14 protein-coding genes are annotated in these 17,813 nt (G+C 36.2%); 10 read left to right on the forward strand and 4 right to left on the reverse strand.

The genetic code is table 11. The features are described from left to right. Positions 1-8: 8 nt before the first annotated feature. Positions 9-1,133: a hypothetical protein gene (locus RMO03_RS07655; protein WP_309641506.1), complete on the reverse strand. Its 1,125-nt coding sequence runs from the start codon at positions 1,131-1,133 to the stop codon at positions 9-11. After that, the gene (locus RMO03_RS07660; protein WP_309641507.1) at positions 1,130-2,686 is read right to left on the reverse strand and encodes a helix-turn-helix domain-containing protein; all 1,557 of its coding nucleotides are present in this window, start codon (positions 2,684-2,686) and stop codon (positions 1,130-1,132) included. The genes RMO03_RS07655 and RMO03_RS07660 overlap by 4 nt, the downstream gene beginning before the upstream one ends. Before the next feature lie 96 nt (positions 2,687-2,782). Here RMO03_RS07660 and tilS point away from each other — a divergent pair, with 96 nt between their 5' ends. From tilS to RMO03_RS07690, 6 genes are all read left to right on the forward strand, one after another. Beyond that, positions 2,783-4,096 carry a tRNA lysidine(34) synthetase TilS gene (tilS, locus tag RMO03_RS07665; protein WP_309641508.1) on the forward strand — a complete coding sequence of 438 codons (1,314 nt, stop codon included), beginning with the start codon at positions 2,783-2,785 and terminating at the stop codon, positions 4,094-4,096. After that, positions 4,093-6,096, forward strand: coding sequence for a cytochrome c biogenesis protein CcdA (locus tag RMO03_RS07670; RefSeq protein ID WP_309641509.1), 2,004 nt, complete (start codon positions 4,093-4,095; stop codon positions 6,094-6,096). The genes tilS and RMO03_RS07670 overlap by 4 nt, the downstream gene beginning before the upstream one ends. Before the next feature lie 162 nt (positions 6,097-6,258). Continuing rightward, on the forward strand, positions 6,259-7,740 hold the full coding sequence (locus tag RMO03_RS07675; RefSeq protein ID WP_309641510.1) for a hypothetical protein: 1,482 nt from the start codon (positions 6,259-6,261) through the stop codon (positions 7,738-7,740). Positions 7,741-7,840: 100 nt separating this feature from the next. After that, the gene (locus RMO03_RS07680) at positions 7,841-8,368 is read left to right on the forward strand and encodes a sigma-70 family RNA polymerase sigma factor (protein WP_309641511.1); all 528 of its coding nucleotides are present in this window, start codon (positions 7,841-7,843) and stop codon (positions 8,366-8,368) included. 17 nt (positions 8,369-8,385) lie between these two features. Beyond that, positions 8,386-9,306 (forward strand): FecR domain-containing protein, encoded by a 921-nt coding sequence (locus RMO03_RS07685; protein WP_309641512.1) that lies wholly within the window; start codon positions 8,386-8,388, stop codon positions 9,304-9,306. Beyond that, positions 9,303-11,597: a TonB-dependent receptor plug domain-containing protein gene (locus tag RMO03_RS07690; RefSeq protein WP_309641513.1), complete on the forward strand. Its 2,295-nt coding sequence runs from the start codon at positions 9,303-9,305 to the stop codon at positions 11,595-11,597. Before RMO03_RS07685 ends, RMO03_RS07690 begins: the two co-directional genes overlap by 4 nt. Before the next feature lie 4 nt (positions 11,598-11,601). Here the strand turns inward: RMO03_RS07690 and RMO03_RS07695 are convergent, their stop codons facing one another. Beyond that, complete coding sequence (locus RMO03_RS07695; protein WP_309641514.1) at positions 11,602-11,979, reverse strand: PH domain-containing protein; 378 nt, start codon at positions 11,977-11,979, stop codon at positions 11,602-11,604. Between the two features lie 99 nt (positions 11,980-12,078). Here RMO03_RS07695 and RMO03_RS07700 point away from each other — a divergent pair, with 99 nt between their 5' ends. The 4 genes from RMO03_RS07700 to RMO03_RS07715 all read left to right on the forward strand — a co-directional run bounded on the left by RMO03_RS07700 (position 12,079) and on the right by RMO03_RS07715 (position 17,554). Then, on the forward strand, positions 12,079-13,614 hold the full coding sequence (locus tag RMO03_RS07700) for a YifB family Mg chelatase-like AAA ATPase (protein WP_309641515.1): 1,536 nt from the start codon (positions 12,079-12,081) through the stop codon (positions 13,612-13,614). 124 nt (positions 13,615-13,738) lie between these two features. Next, positions 13,739-15,235 (forward strand): DUF4832 domain-containing protein, encoded by a 1,497-nt coding sequence (locus RMO03_RS07705; protein ID WP_309641516.1) that lies wholly within the window; start codon positions 13,739-13,741, stop codon positions 15,233-15,235. 315 nt (positions 15,236-15,550) lie between these two features. Further along, positions 15,551-16,309 carry a peroxide stress protein YaaA gene (yaaA, locus tag RMO03_RS07710; RefSeq protein ID WP_309641517.1) on the forward strand — a complete coding sequence of 253 codons (759 nt, stop codon included), beginning with the start codon at positions 15,551-15,553 and terminating at the stop codon, positions 16,307-16,309. Between the two features lie 69 nt (positions 16,310-16,378). After that, entirely contained in the window at positions 16,379-17,554 is a 1,176-nt protein-coding gene (locus tag RMO03_RS07715) for a C1 family peptidase (RefSeq protein WP_309641518.1), read from the forward strand. 39 nt (positions 17,555-17,593) lie between these two features. Here the strand turns inward: RMO03_RS07715 and RMO03_RS07720 are convergent. After that, positions 17,594-17,813 (reverse strand): hypothetical protein (locus RMO03_RS07720; RefSeq protein WP_309641519.1); only part of this gene is annotated, 220 nt, incomplete at its 5' end.

A 17,813-nucleotide genomic window follows, 5' to 3' on the forward strand; every position in this document is an offset into this window, starting at 1 on the left:
TAATAATTTTAAAGGGTGTTTTCAAGCTTTTTTCGTTGCATTTTCAATGCTTTTGATTTCTTTTGGTATCTCGAAATCTCAAATAGCAACACCAAAATCATCATGAAGATGAAAAGGATTAATGGAATTTTATAGTACAACGCATCCGATTTTAGCTGCTCAATTTCTTTATGGCTTTCGTCATTGATTTGCAAAACGAATTGGTTGACGGTTTTGGTTTCATTCTGTTTAATGCGCGCTGTGATTGCTTCGTATTTTCGATTGTAAAACTGCTGTTGTTGCATGTCATTTTTTACAAAATAATTATCGGCAAGCCCTTTATAAATACCTTGATTCAATACCAAATCGCCTACATCATCCGACATTTTTGAAGCATCCAAAAGCAAACGGATGGCGACATCGTATTTACCTTCGAGCGTATTAACTTCGGCCAATCCTTTATTTGCAAAGGCTTTCAGACTATTGGCATTGATTTTATCAGCGTGCTCAAAAGATTTTTTGAATGCTATTTTGGCAGAATCAATCTCGTTGAGCGCGATGAAACAATTTCCTTTGTTGTAAATGATCACGCTGACATTCGCATCATTGATTTCCTCTTTCGGGCATTGACTGTAATGATAAAGCGACTTGTTGAAATAATTTTGCGCAAGTTCACAACTCATCTGCTCCTTATAAATCATACCGCGAATCGCATAATTGAATCCCAATAATTTATGGAAATTATAATGCGCTTTCGAATTTTTAGAAACCAATATCGCTTTGTCGAGATAAGAGTGAGCCTTGTCATAAATTTTAAGTTGCTGGTATTGCACGCCGAGCCTGCTGTAGATGATGAATTTAAAAGCATCGTTGTTTATTGAAGGCAGTAATTTCGCCGCTTTTACAGCATAATCTAAAGCTTTGACATAGTTTCTTTGCGATGAATAACCAGTTGATATTACGAGTAATGCTTCAATCTTGGTTTCCGCTTTCGCGGATTTTGAGTTTAAGATTTGATGGCCAATTTGAATCGCGCTTTTGGGATTGTCGTAGACTTCAAAATTGGCTTTTTTCAATAAACTGTCGATTTCCTTTTGGGCAAAACCATTAGAAATTGTAGCGATGAAAAACAATATGTAGCTTACTATTTTCACGCTTCAGTCATTTTGGTTTTATGCATTTGTTCTACATCTCTCGATAAAAATTGAATGAAAACATTCGGTGTAATTCCCGTAATGTTTTTAAACACTGATGAAAAACTGCTGTGTGATGAAAATCCACATTCTTCAGCAAGATAACTGACTTTATAATGTAGGTATTTCGGATCGTCTTTGAGCTTTGTGACTATATAATTAATCCGCAATTCGTTGATGTAAAGATTGATGTTTTTCTGTTTGTATTTGTTGATGACTTCCGAAAGATACTTCGTGTTGGTTTCAAATTGTGATGCCATTTGCGCGAGTGAAATGTCTTTACTCAGGTACTTTTTACCGGCTTCAAATTTCTCGAGCTTAGCTAACAACAAATCTTCTGTTTCTTTTGGAATCGACAGATTTTTGGCTATCGTTTTTTCAACAATGCCATAGCTTTGTTTTGTAGTATCAATGTTTTCAGATTTTTTGATGAGTTTCAAATAACTGATGATGTCGGATTCGTGCTTGATTCTGGTGCCGAACAGCCATCGGAGAAACAGCCATCCGATTAGTAATGAAAATCCTATAATTCCTAAAATCCAGTACCAGTTTTGTTGTGCGGTTTGTGTTGCTTTTACTTGTTCCTCGACGTCATTTTGTAAAACTTCAAAAGCATAATTTCGGGCCAATGTCGTTCTCGTTTCATCTTCATTTGCGGCAATGCTGGCTTTTTGTTTGTACTCTCGAAACCTGGTTTTATCGTTTAAAGCCAGATAACAGCTAGAAAGTTTGTCATTAATCAACATTAGAAAATGATTGTTTTTAATCTTTTTACATTTTTCTAAAGATTCATAAAGTAATGTTATTGCTTGTGAATAATTTTTCTTTTGAAAGAAATAATTACTGAAATCGAGAGATTCGGTCATTTTCCAATAAGTACCGGAAGCATTTTCCCGACTTTTTTGAAAATAAACGAACGCCGAATCCAATTGCGATTTTTGAAGCAATTGATTCGCAATCCGTTGTTGCGGCATTCCTTTGGTGATGAATGAAAATGCCAGTGTTTCTTTTGACGAAATTTTTTGCAATACCGCTTCGCTTTTTTTGTCTGGAAATTCAAAAACATCTAATTTCTTTTGAAAAATTGAATTCCCTACTGCGAGTTTTTTAGCTTTTGAGCGATATTGGTTTGAAATTTCAAAAAGTTCCAAATAGGAGTAAATTTCGGCGGCCAAAAGAAAAGTATCAAATCGAACATCTGAATCATCAATCGATTTCAATTCTTTCAAAGCAGCTTGTATATTGGAAATGGCTTCCGAATAATTCCCAATCATCAAATGGGTTTTGGTCAACAGTAATCTAGCCTGCATGGTCTGCTTACTATCGGTAACATTGTGGAGTAAATGGTCGCTGATTTTCAAAGCCTGTTCAGGATCGGAATACAAGACTTCATTCGCCCTTTTCAAAAGCACGTTGCCATCATCATTTTTCTGTGAATATGAAAAAGGAATGTGGAATAAAAGCACCATTGATATCAGGAAAATTCTTCGCATACCGCCAATAGATAATGACAAAAATATACTATTTTGCCCGAACAGAGCCGTCCTTTTCTCAAGTTTTTTTGATAAGCTGGAGCACGTAGGTTTCAAATGAATTTGTTACTTTTGGACATGTTCGAAAAATTTCAGGACCATCTTGCACATACGTTTCCTTTTTTAAAGGATAAGAAACTGCTGTTGGCTGTCAGTGGCGGTATTGACAGTATGGTGATGGTGCATTTATTTCAAAAATCACAAAGTAAAATCGCTATTGCACACTGCAATTTTCAACTGCGAGGCATCGAAAGTTTTGACGATGAAAACTACGTTGTTACTTATGCGGATTCGAATAAAATTTCTATTCATACTACAAAATTCGACACCCAAACTTTTGCCGATGATTATCAATTATCAATTCAAGTGGCGGCTCGCGAGTTGCGTTATCATTGGTTTTATGAATTGCTTGAAACCGAAAAATACGATTACATTCTAACCGCACATCATGCCGATGACAATCTTGAAACGTTTCTCATTAATTTAAGTAGAGGCACAGGATTGGATGGATTAACGGGAATTCCATCACAAAACGATCAAGTCATTCGTCCACTTTTAATTTTTAATAGAACAGAAATTGAACAATACGCAATCAGTAATAAAATCACTTGGCGTGAAGACAGCAGTAATGCTTCCGATAAGTATTTGCGCAATAAAATCCGCCACGATTTGGTGCCGTTATTCAAAGCATTGAATCCAAATTTCTTGAGTTCATTTCAAAAAACACAATCGTATTTGCATGAATCAAAAGTTATGGCCGATGATGCTGCGATAATGGTTTATCAGCAGGTTGCGAGTGAACATGAAAATGAAATTCACTTCGATATAAAAAAGCTAAAACAATTACCCAATTATACGTCATATTTATACCAATGGCTCAAAGAATTTGGCTTTTCTGCTTGGGATGATATTTATGAATTAACCAATAGTCAATCTGGGAAACAAGTTTTTTCATCGCAATTTCGTTTGCTCAAAGACCGCGATTTTTTGATTGTGGTACCAATCAATATTGAAAATGAAACGCAAGAATTCACCATTGATAAAAGCCAAAAAGAAGTTAATTTTCCCATAAAACTTTCGTTTTGTAAAGTAGCCGACACTACTCACGTTTCTAATTCGGTTATATTTGTCGATGAAGAAAAATTGCAGTTTCCATTAACGCTAAGAAAATGGAAAACCGGCGATGTTTTTCAACCTTTCGGAATGCAAGGCCAATTGAAAAAGCTTAGCAAATTTTTTAAAGACGAAAAATTGTCTTTGATTGCCAAAGAAAACACATGGCTTTTATGTTCCGAGAATCAAATTGTTTGGATTGTAGGGTATCGCCAAGATGAACGGTTTAAAACAGAACACACCACTAAAAAGATATTAAAAATTGCAGTAACACCATGAAAAACATCGTTTGTATTCTTTTAGCTTTTATAGCGATTTCGAGTAACGCTCAGATTTTAGAACCCGTAAAATGGACACACAAAACAGAAAAAAAATCCGAAACCAATTACGTTTTGGTTTTTGACGCCACCATCGAAAAAGATTGGCATGTCTATTCGCAGTTTACAGATGACGGCGGTTCGTTGCCTTTAGAATTGACGTTTAAAAACCAAAAAGGGAATTTTACTTTAGTAGGAAAAACCAAAGAAAGAGGTACAAAAACAGGCTTTAATGATGTGTTTGGTGTGAATGAAACTTTCTTTGAAAATAAAATTCATTTCGAACAAGAAATTAAAATCACCAACCTCAAACTCAAAAATGTTGATGCCGCAGTTGATTATCAAGCGTGTAAAGCCTCTTGTGTGAATTTGGTTGAGAAATTCAAATTTGTAATTCCTGAAATCGCAGAAACGAAAGAAACCGCTCCAATTGCAATCGACACCGAAGTTGTTGATACTACAACTATGGTTGCTGAAGTAAAAGCACCAATGGTAAAATCAGCACCAACAGTGATTCAAAAACCAGTAAAATCTAAACGCGGATTGTGGTCGATTTTCTTCATCGCTTTTCTATCCGGATTTGCAGCATTGCTCACACCTTGTGTGTTTCCGCTGATTCCAATGACCGTGAGTTTCTTTACAAAACAAAGCAAAACGAAAGCCGCCGGAATCAAAAATGCTTTGATTTATGGGATATCGATTATTGTGATTTATGTGGTTTTGGGTTCGTTAGTAACCGCAATTTTTGGCGCAGATGCATTGAATGCGTTGGCAACAAACGTTTGGTTTAATATCATTTTCTTCCTTTTATTGGTGTTCTTTGCCGCGTCCTTTTTAGGAGCTTTTGAAATTATGCTGCCAAACTCATGGGCAAATAAAGTCGACAGACAAGCCGATAGAGGCGGAATCATAGGCATATTGTTTATGGCGTTAGCTTTAGCAATCGTTTCATTTTCATGCACTGGACCCATCGTAGGAACATTGTTATTTGAAGCAGCTTCTCGCGGTGGCATCGGACCAATCATAGGTATGTTGGGGTTTTCATTAGCCTTAGCATTGCCGTTTATGTTGTTCGCGATGTTTCCGGGTTGGTTGCAATCGTTGCCTAAATCCGGTGGTTGGCTCAACACTGTGAAAGTGTTTTTAGGGTTTTTAGAATTGGCATTGGCGTTTAAATTTTTATCGAATGCCGACTTGGTGTTGCAATTGCATTTCCTCGAACGCGAAGTTTTTCTGTCGATTTGGATTGCCATTTTCGGAACTTTAGCATTATATCTTTTCGGCAAAATCTCAACACCACATGATAGTCCGGTTTTGCATATTTCTGTTGGAAGATTGTTAACAGGATTATTGGTTTTATCGTTTACAGTGTATATGATTCCGGGACTTTGGGGCGCACCATTAAAATTAATTAACGCTTTTCCACCACCGATGGAGTATAGTGAAAGTCCATTTGGTGTTGGAAGTTCAAGTGCGAATGCATCAACTGCAACTGCTTTACCTAACGGTGCTAAAATCGGTCCACACGGCATCGTCGTTTTTGATGATTACGACAAAGGATTTGCTTATGCGAAATCAATCAACAAACCCATTATGCTCGACTTTACTGGTTATGCCTGTGTGAATTGCCGCAAAATGGAAAACAATGTTTGGTCGGAAGAACCTGTTTTGTCAATATTGAAAAATGAGGTGGTTTTGATTTCGTTGTATGTTGATGATAAAAGAGATTTGCCGAAAAACGAACAATTCACTTCCAAAACTACAGGTGCTGAAATTGAAACAGTGGGCGATAAGTGGACCGATTTTATGATCACACGCTACAAAACCAATACGCAACCTTTATATGTCTTAACGGATTTGGAAGGCAATAGCCTTAATACTGAAACGCCAACGATTAGTTATGTGAGTGTTATTGAATATGAAACTTGGCTCAAAACTGGTATTGCCAATTTTAAGAAATAAATTATTCGAAAAACATTTGGTTAAAAATATTTTAGCTACGAATACACTAACAACAATCAATTAATTTGATAAATTAGTGCATTCGTGGCTAAACTTTTTTATTGAAGTAGGGTGCATCTATTTATAGTTGTCTAAGCTATGAACTTAAAAAATCCAATGACTATGAAAACCATTAAAATTTTATTGCTCTTAGTAGCTTTTTCAACGGTGACGTTTTATTCGTGTTCCGATGAAAATTCCATCAAAAACGAAACAGTATCTCAAAAAAGTATTGCACTGAGAACGGTTTTGAATAAATTAAAAGCTGAGAACGCTGCTCCAAACAGAGGTGCTATTATAAGTGCAACGCCTGCTAATCCGATGCTTTGTTTCGAATTTGTGTATCCGATTACATTTTCTTACAACAACGGAACTGCTATAACAGCAACGAGTTTAGACGGTTTGTTAGACATTTTAAACAATGAATCTTCAACGCTTTATCTTGAAGGTGTGGTGTTTCCGTTTCAAGTGCAAAGCGGCGGTGCTGTCCAAACCATTACTAATGAAGCTGATTTAATTGCATTGATTATACAATGTGGTCTTCCAACTTTTAATGATGATTTGCAACATACTTATTGTTTTGATATTGTTTTTCCAATTCACGTTGGTTCAGGTGGACAACTTGTTACTATAGGTTCACAAACAGATTTGAATGCTTATCTCAACAATCCAAATAGTGGTTCAGAAGCGGATATTATTTTTCCAATTTCGGTAACGTATCAAAATCAAATTACAGTTATTCACAGCGTATATGAGTTTTATGATATGGTGAATAATTGCAATTCAAGTACATGCATTTGTACACAAGAATATGCTCCGGTATGTGTTCATACGCCTAATGGTGGCTATTTAGAATTTGGTAATCTGTGTTATGCACTTTGTGCAGGTTACACTCAAAATGATATTGTGGCATGTGGTCCGGTAACGGAATGTTTGATTACGGATCTGACTGCAGTTCCGGGTGATTGTAATCCTATTGGAGGAAGTTATGCGCTAACCATCAATTTCAACGCGGGCAATACAACAGCCACTCATTTTGAAGTTTGGGCCAACGATAACAGTGTACTTGGCGTGTATCCAATTGCTTCACTTCCGGTAACAATACCTAATTATCCACCATCAATATTAGGAATTCCTTTCGCTATTGTGAAAGTGGTAATTAATGAAAATAATGAGCAATGTTCAGCTACACAACAATTCAACATACCAATTTGCAATGGTGTTTGTACTTGCCCGCCAGAAGACAATCCGGTTTGTGTTCAAACGAGTGCTGGGATTACTCATTATGCAAACCCTTGCCTAGCAGCATGTGACGGTTTTACACCAAATGACTTTGTAAATTGCAATCCTGTAACTACGCATACTTTCGGACAATTATTAGGAACTTGTTTTCAAATAATGTATCCGGTGAATGTGCAACATCTTGGTGCCATAGTTACCGCACACAATGATGTCGAATTATTGCAATACTGGAATCCGTTAGTTTCATCACCTATGCCGGTCATGATTTATCCGATTACCGTGACTTTTCTGAATACAAATATGACTTACACATTTGCCAATCAGCAAGCATTCCAAAATCAGATTAATATTTCTTGCCCATAAGAATATTGTTTAAATGAAATAATTGAAAAAGAAGCGTTAATTAATTTTTTGTTACCACATATTCTTTCAGTAGGATATGTGGTAATGAATTTTATAAAACATGAGTCAAACCGATACAAAATCGAATTCTTGTTTGTGTTCAGAAGCGGTGTTTAAATCGGTTTTTGAATCGCATTTTAAATTGCTGCGGAACTTTCTAATTTACAAATTTCGAGATGTAGAACGAGCCGAAGATACAGCACAAAATGCCTTCGTGATTTTATGGGAAAACTGCGGTATTTTAAAACCCGAACAAGCCAAAAGCTTTTTGTTTACGACCGCCATTCGACTTTCACTCAATAGTATCAAGCACGATAAAGTGGTTTTAAATTTCGAATTGCAATCAAAACCAAAAGCCACGCACAACGAATCGCCGGAGTTTTTATTGGTTGAAAATGAACTCAAAAAACAACTCGAAAAAGCCATCAACGATTTGCCCGAAAAGCAGCGCACCGTTTTTTTGATGAATCGATTTGAGAATCATACTTACGTCGAGATTGCGGCGCTATTGGATTTGTCCGTAAAAGCGGTTGAAAAAAGAATGCATCTGGCCTTGATATCATTAAGAAAAGTAATTAAAAATGTATAACATTTTAGAAAATAAAAATGAAAACTACATCAGAAAATAACGCAAATGAAAGGTTCTTATCCGATTGGATTGCCGGTAAAATTACCGATGATCAATTGAAGACCATGGTTTCTGAATTCGATTTTAAAGCTTATCAAAAGCTCAAATTTTCATTGCAAGCTATTCAAGTTTCTGAAGCTGACATGCAGAAAAACTTTGCGGCCATTCAAGAAAAAATCGCCATCAAACAGCATCGAAAAAAATCAAAAGTTCGCCCGATTTTCGCTTATGCAGCCATTGCCGCGTCACTGGTTTTGTTTTTTGGATTGTATCATTTACTAGCATTTTCGAATACATTCCAAACGGATTATGGTAAAAGTGCCACACTTGTTTTGAGTGATCATTCGGAAGTAACCTTAAATGCAAAATCAAAAATGAGGTTTCCGTCGCTTTTTCAATACAACAGAACTTTAAAGTTAGAAGGTGAAGCTTATTTTAAAGTCGCCAAAGGCAGCACATTTACAGTAGAAACAGCTCAAGGAAAAGTGCAGGTTTTAGGTACTCAATTTAATGTGAATGTTAGTCAAGATTGCTTTGAAGTCCATTGTTTTGAAGGCAAAGTAAAAGTCACTACGCCAACAACGACGCATATTTTAACGCATGGGAAATCGGTTAGAATCTACAGGAATAATGCAGAAACTTGGGATGACGAAACCCATCAAAAACCAACATGGATTAACGGAGAATCATCCTTCAGCAATGCACCATTGCAAACCGTGATTGCGCAATTTCAAAACCAATATCATTATCAAGTGGAATTTCCAAAAACGTTGTCAACAGTCCGTTTTACAGGAAGTTTTACGCATCATGATTTCAATACGGCTTTGCAATCGATTTGTTTGCCGATGCATCTTAACTATTCTAAAACCGATTCCGAAACAATTCGAATTTCAGAATGAAACCCATTGTAACGCTGTTGATTTTCTTATTATTGACACCCATTTCCTGGTCTCAAAAAGTTCAGCAGCATTATTTTGATTTTACTTCAACAAAACTAAGTCAAGCGCTTTCAACAATCGAAACACAATTTGATGTCAAATATTCTTATGTCGATAGTATTGTTGCTCCAAAAGTGATTTCAGTAGTTCACAAAAAATACACTTTAACAGAAATCAATGCGGAAATTGAAAGTCAAACTTCATTAAAAATAACGCCAATCGACGCACGTTATTATTCGGTTTCGCAAAGCGATGAAGAACCCATTGGTGAAGAGCAACTGCAAGAAATTCTCGTCGAAGGTTTTTTATCAAAAGGAATTAATAAAAGCAATCAAAAAGTCATTTTGTCACCGCAAAAAATCGAAGCACTTCCAGGCGTTACTGATGCTGATGTTTTGCTTTCATTACAGCAATTGCCTGGCGTTAAAAGCCCCAACGAAACCGCTAGTGGATTGTATGTTCGCGGTGGAACTTCCGATCAGAATCTGATTTTGTGGGATGGCATTCGAATGTATCATCCAGGGCATTTGTTTGGGATGATTTCTGGTTTTAATCCAAATGTATCGCAAACGGTTCACTATCAAAATAAGGGAACGCATCCTAAATTCGGCGAACGTATTTCGAGTGTGATTGAAATTCAATCGACCGATAAAATTGAAGATACATTGAAAGTTGATGCCGGCATCAATGCTTTGAATGCCGATGTTTATATCAAAGCACCGTTGCTTAAAAAGACATTGGGCTTGCAACTTTCGGGCAGAAAATCTTTTACCGAATGGCTTCAAACTGCAACCTTTAACTCACTGGCAGAGAAAGTGTTTCAGAATACCAATTTCAAAAATTTTGATGATCGAAATAAATTTCAATTTGAAGATTATTCAGCAAAACTCAATTACAAACCTAATGAAAAAACCGATTTGTCATTCACCAGTATTTGGATTGACAACAATTTAAATTTCACAACAGAAACCGAAACGGATGGCATTCACAATCAAAAAATGATGATTGAAAATCAAGGTTTCAGCTTGAATTGGAATCAACAATACGGCTCAAAATGGAATCAAAAAACACTACTATATTATTCTGCTTACACTTTTGATTACAAAAAAAACAAAAACAAAACAGCTGATACTTTTGAGCTTTTTCAAAAACTAAATCGAGTTACAGATTCCGGTGTTGAAAGTAGTTTTGATTATAAAGTCAATAGCAAACTCAATGTTGAATTGGGTTATCAACTTTCAGGAAATGCTGTTTCACATTCGTTTACCAGTGAAAGCCAGGATTTGAGTATTATTTTAGACCAAAAGCAGTTGTATAGCATTACACATTCGGGTTATTCCTTTCTAAAATACAAATTAGAAACTTGGAATTTTCAAGCCGGTGCACGATATAATTATTTTAGTTCTTTAAAATCGAATAGTTTTGAACCGCGACTTTTCATTCAAAAAAACATTACGAATGCTTTGATTTTTCAAACGTCTTATGAGCGGAAAAGTCAAATTATGAGTCAAGTTCGCGAAAGTGTTGTGAATGATTTAAGCTTAGAAAATTACTTGTGGATTTTGTCCGACAACGAAAATTATCCGATTCAAAAAGCCAATCAATATACCCTGGGATTGATTTATAAAACGCAATCTTGGGTGTTTGATGTGGATGCATATTATAAAATGACGAAAGGCATCACTTCATTGACTTTCGGATTTTTAAATCAATTTGATTCCACGATGCACCAAGGCAAAGGCTTTACGAAAGGTTTGGATGTTTTGATTCAGAAAAATGCACCGACTTGGCGCACTTGGATGACATATACTTTTCAGGATTCCCAAAATAGGTTTGAAGATTTGAATGATAACCATTATTTCGCTATTAATGCTGATATCAAACACGCTTTCAACATATCGTTTTATAAAAAATGGAATCATTATTCATTGTCAACCGGTTGGTTTTGGCATACAGGAAAACCTTATAGTTTGCTCGATGCAACGAATCAGGTAGAATCGTTCAACACCGAACGTTTACCAGCGTATCATCGTTTGGATATATCGGGAATGTATCATTTTCACGAGCAAAAAGCGTGGTCAGGAAAAGTCGGTTTTTCGATTTACAATGCCTACAATCAGCGTTCCTTAATCAGTAAAGAATACGAAAGACAATATGCCACCATTGGCAGTACGATTCGTGCGACCTATAAAGTGCAGGATTATTATTCGCTTGGTATTACGCCGAATGTGTTTGTTCGAGTAGCTTTTTAAAATTTTACTTCAAAATATGTGTGCTCAAAATTTTGTACACTTCATTGATGTTATTTCCACCTTTTCCGAATTGTTTGCTGATGGGCATCGCTTCATCTTTAATCCAGATTTTTAATTCGGCATCTAAATCTAAAATTCCGGCACTTTCTTTAGAGAATTTAATCACATTCGAATACGGAATCGAAAGATAATCTACTTTGCTTCCGACAAGTTGTTTCTCTACTAAAATCAAACGTTTGTTGGTGAAGATAAACATGTCTTTGATCATTTTGAACGCTTTCTCGATGTTTTCTCCATCAATTAAAATTGGTTCAAATTCTTTGGCTACGTTGTCTAAATCAACTTCAGAAGCATTGCCTAAAATGGCGTTGAATATTCCCATAATGGTGTTTTTTTGTTTTTTTGAATGCCAAAAATACTTCAAATTAATTTCTGTGTGAATATAATTTGACTAATTTTAACGTCATATAAAGTATACGCCATGTTAGTTAAAGTATTTGGAAGCGCCGTTTTTGGGGTCGAAGCCACGACCATTACCATTGAAGTCAATATTGATAAAGGTATCGGATACCATCTCGTAGGGTTGCCCGATAACGCCATTAAAGAAAGCAGTTACCGCATTGCTGCCGCACTCAAAAATAACGGGTATTCCTTGCCCGGAAAGAAAATCACAATCAACATGGCGCCGGCCGATTTACGCAAAGAAGGTTCTGCTTACGACCTGACTTTGGCGATTGGAATATTGATCGCTTCAGGGCAGATTCAAGCTGAAGAAAGCGCACAATATCTCATCATGGGCGAATTGTCGCTTGATGGTAGTTTGCAGCCTATAAGAGGAGCACTGTCTATCGCTATTAAAGCCAAAGAAGAAGGTTTCAAAGGATTTTTTCTGCCGAAACAAAATGTCAAAGAAGCAGCTATTGTTTCGGGACTTGATGTTTATGGTGTTGAAAATCTTCAAGAAGTCATTGATTTTTTTGAAGGTAATGGCACAATACAACCAACGCAAATTAATACGCAAGAAGAATTTCAAAAGTGTCTCGATTTTCCGGAGCATGATTTCAGCGATGTCAAAGGTCAGGAAAGTATCAAACGTTGTATGGAAATCGCTGCGGCTGGTGGTCATAATATCATTTTGATTGGTCCGCCAGGTTCAGGAAAAACGATGTTGGCCAAACGATTGCCGAGTATTTTGCCACCGATGACGCTGCGGGAATCATTAGAAACTACAAAAATTCACAGTGTTGCCGGAAAATTAAAAGAAATTGGATTGATGAACCAGCGGCCGTTTCGGAGTCCACATCATACGATTTCTAATGTGGCACTTGTCGGCGGTGGCAGTTATCCGCAACCCGGAGAAATATCGATGGCGCATAATGGTGTTTTGTTTTTGGATGAACTGCCGGAATTCAAACGAGAAGTTTTAGAAGTCATGCGACAACCTTTGGAAGATCGCGAAGTGACGATTTCGCGGGCTAAATTCACCGTAACTTATCCGTCTTCTTTTATGTTGGTGGCGAGTATGAATCCTAGTCCAAGTGGGTTTTTTAATGATCCGTCTGCGCCTGCAACTTCTTCACCCAATGAAATGCAACGGTATTTGAGTAAGATTTCCGGGCCGTTGTTAGACCGCATCGACATTCATATTGAAGTCACGCCGGTACCTTTTGAAAAACTATCAGACAATCGAAAAGCAGAAAGCAGTCATGTGATTCGCGAGCGTGTTACTAAAGCGCGTGAACTTCAATCTGTTCGATTTGAAAATATACCAACCGTCAATTATAATGCACAGATGAGTACGAAATTGATTCGCGAATTTTGTGCTTTGGATGAAACGTCTTTGCAATTATTAAAAACCGCGATGGAACGATTGAACTTATCAGCGCGTGCTTATGACAGGATTTTAAAAGTTTCCAGAACAATTGCAGATTTGGAAGGTTCCGATTTGGTTGGTGCGTCGCACATTGCAGAGGCGATTCAGTATCGAAGTTTGGATCGGGAAGGTTGGTTGGGATAAAGTAAATTTCACAAGTTATACAAAGAATATCACAACAGTTTTTTTAAGAGTATCATGAACTTTATAGGGTTGTAAAACACTAATAGTCAAACGGCTATAGTATTAACTCTTTAAAAACACAATCATGAAAAAAGTAGTACTCTTAATGTTTTTCATTGTAGCAACAATGCAATCTCAGACGGTTAATTATACGGCCAGTACCGTCAATTTTTGTAATCCTGAAAGAGGATTTTATAAGTATACCATCGGAAGAAGTTTGGGCACTTTTTCACCTTTGGTCGAATCGGATTTGATGGGTTATCGTAACAATGATAAAATTACTTTGATTTTGCGGATGTATTCTTTGGATGCTTTCAAAACGACTCCAATTTCAGATGATTTTCTAAATAAAATTGAAAATGACTTTACTATTATGAGAAGTTCAGGAGTGAAATGTGTTATAAGATTCCGATATACAGATGCCGATGGACAAGATGCAACAAAAGCTCAAATCATCGCGCATATCAATCAGTTGAAAGTGATTACCATGGCCAATGAGGATGTTATTTCATCGATGTCTGCGGGTTTTATTGGTCAGTATGGCGAGTGGTATAGCAGTGTCAATTTTGGAACATCAAATCTTTCAGCACAAAACTTAGCGGATAGAAAAGAAATTGGACTCAAAATTATGGAAATGGCACCCAATAGAATGGTCGCTTTTAGAACGCCTTTCATTCAAAGAAGCATTGCAGGGAATACGCCAATAGTTACAGCTAATGCCTATAACGGCAGCACTGCATCGAGAGTTGCGTTGCACAATGATGCTTTTTTATCTAGCGATTCCGATTATGGAACTTACACGAATACCGCAACAGACTATCCTTATTTAGAAGCACAAAGTCGTTATACATATAGTGGTGGAGAATCAAATGATTTGGATGAAACTTACTCCAATTGCACCAATGCATTGTATAGTTTAGCTCGATTCCATTACAACTACCTTAATTCGGGTTATTTTCCGGCGGTACTATCGCTATGGCAAATGAATGGCTGTTACAACGAAATTCAAAGAAGATTAGGGTATCGGTATGAATTGATTTCAACATCTATTAGTAATAGTGTATTAACGATCAACCTCAAAAATGTAGGATTTGCCAATCTATTTAATGAAAGAACGGCTTATTTGGTTTTTAGAAATTTCAATACAGGTGTTGAATATAGCGCCGCCTTAAATACAGATCCCAGATTATGGATGGCCGGTAGTTCGACACAAATCGTTAAAAATATGGCTGATGAAACTTTGCCGGCCGGTAATTATCAATTGTTTTTGAATGTTCCTGATGCTGCAATAGCGAGTCCGTTAAACTCCATTCAATTTGCTAATGCTAATGTTTGGGAATCGCTTAAAGGTTATAATAATTTAAGTCAATTGTATACTGTGGGTGCTTTAGGAATTCATGCTTTTGTTGCAGGCAATAATGTTGTCATCAATGATTTGACAAACTATAAACTTCAAATTTTTGATTTAACCGGTAGATTAGTATCAAAATCACTCGATATTTCTAATTTACAAAATGCGGTTTACATTCTGAAAATACAATCAGATCAAGGTGATTTTACACAAAAGATTTTCAAACAATAAGTTGGATGCATCACAAGTCTAGTTATTTATGCAAGTTTTTATTAACAGAATTATACTATTTAATTTCATAATTGTATAACACTATTCGCTAAAATCTGATGACTTTTATAAAACTTTATTAATAGTTTTAATACAGTAACTTTTATACTGCTGAATCTGGACACGAATTACCTACTATAGTGTCCCAGTAGTATTCTAACAACACTATAATTAATGTTGGTTTGTTCATGAACCCAATTTAAGAGACTTTATTGGTTTAATTATAGTGTTGTTTTTTATTTGGAATTTGTATTTTTGAAAATATAATTTTTCAACATGAAAATCATCATTTCTCCGGCAAAATCGCTCAATTTCGAATCGCCTTTACCCACTCAAAAGCATACTTTACCTAAATTTCTTAAGGATAGCCGAGCTGTTCATAAGGAGATTAAAAAGAAGAAACCAAAAGAATTGATGGAATTGATGTCGATTTCAGACAAGTTGGCTGATTTGAATTGGCAACGCAATAAAGTTTGGAAAACGCCTTTTACTAATGAAAATGCAAGACCTGCGATGTACGCTTTTGCCGGTGATGTTTATATTGGACTTGACAGTTATTCGATTTCCGAAGAAAAATTAGAATCGTTGCAAGACAAACTCAGAATTCTTTCGGGTTTGTATGGTTTGCTCAAACCACTCGATTTAATCCAAGCCTATCGATTAGAAATGGGAACGCATTTGCCCATTGGCGAGCATAAAAATTTATACGAATTTTGGAAACAAAAACTCACTGCTGCCTTAAACAAAGAACTTAAAAAAGGTGAACTTTTTATCAATCTGGCAAGCAATGAATACGCTTCAGCCATCGATTTCAAAGCACTCAAAGTTCCCGTTTTAACAGTAGATTTCCTCGATTCAAAAGATGGAAAACTCAAGATGATTAGTTTTTTCGCGAAGAAGGCGAGAGGCTTGATGGTGCGCTATATCATCGATACCAACGCCGAAACCATCGAAGACTTGAAAGGATTTCATTATGAAGGTTATCGCTTTGATGCCAATTTATCTAAAAATAATACTTTGGTTTTCACGCGCTAACTGCATGTGTTAATTAAATTGCTGTTTTATAGTATTTTATTACATTTACGTCCATTAAAAATAATAATTATGATTAAAAAAAGTTTCGTATTCTTAGGAATACTGTGTTCGTTGAGTTTGTTTGCTCAAGATGAATTGATCAAAAAAGTGATTGGTAATGCTTCGGTGAATTCAAAATTTGAATTTAAAGAGGTTATTAATGTTGAAAATACATCGATTAAAAGTCAAGGTTCTGCGGGAACTTGCTGGAGTTATTCAGGAAATTCGTTCATAGAATCTGAAATGATTAAAAACGGAAAAGCACCGGTTGATTTGGCTGAAATCTTTTCTGCACGCAACGTTTATATGGGTAAAGCCAGAAACTACGTTCTTTTTAATGGGAATTTAGGATTGGGCGACGGCGGCGAAACACACGATGTTATGAATATGATGCGCAAATACGGAGCGATGCCACAGCAAGCATACACTTATGAAGATTATGGAAAAGGCGTGGTGAAATCAGATGAATTTCAAGCGAAATTTAAAGAGATATTGGATGCTTATATCAAGAATACCGACCCAAATAAAGGCGCTTCTTGGGTGAAAGAAATCAACAACTATATGGATGAAAAATTAGGGAAATTGCCTGAAACTTTTGCTTATGCAGGAAAAACCTATACACCAAAAACATTCGCCAAAGAAGTAGTTGGAATCAATCCTGATGATTACGTTGAATTCTCGTCTTATAAAGACAATCCATATTATCAAAAAATGGTTTTGCCGGTTCCTGATAATTGGAGTTATGATCAAGTGTATAATGTTCCAATGAAAGAATTGACAGATATTATCGACTTCGCCTTGACGAAAGGTTACACGGTAGCTTGGTCATCTGATGTTTCCGAGCCTTATTTTAGCTGGAGAAATGGAGTGGCTGAAGTACCTGATTTGGATATCTACAACATCACACCGGAGCAAAAGAAAACCTTGTTTGATGGTCCGATTAAAGAGAAAGAAGTAACGGAAGATTTGCGTTTGGAAGGTTTGTATACACTCACAACAACCGATGATCACGCGATGCAAATCGTTGGTTTGGCCAAAGATCAAAATGGAAAAGAATATTATAAAGTGAAAAATTCTTGGGGAGAAACCAATGATTATAAAGGTTATTTGTATGTGACCAAAGCGTTCGTACAATTAAAATCTACAGGGATTTTGCTCAATAAAGCAGGTATTCCGAAAGCCACTAAAAGTAAGATTAGAGTATAAATGAAAAATCCCGATGTGAATCGGGATTTTTTTTTAAATTTATTCAAACTCTTCGTAAAGTCGTAAAGTTTCTCTGGTAACTTTTCTTTGGTTTAAAGACAACTCACGCATCGATTCTACACCGTTTTTTGCACAGCGATTGATGCGACTCAAGCCATATGATAATTCTTCTAATTTTTTAGCTTCTAATGCAGTCAGCTTGCTTTTTATTTGCGAAATAAACTCTAAAAAATCAGGTAATGCGTGATGATGTTCATCG

Origin of the sequence: Flavobacterium sp., from assembly GCF_031411595.1 — a bacterium.
In the GTDB taxonomy this organism is placed as follows: Bacteria; Bacteroidota; Bacteroidia; order Flavobacteriales; family Flavobacteriaceae; genus Flavobacterium.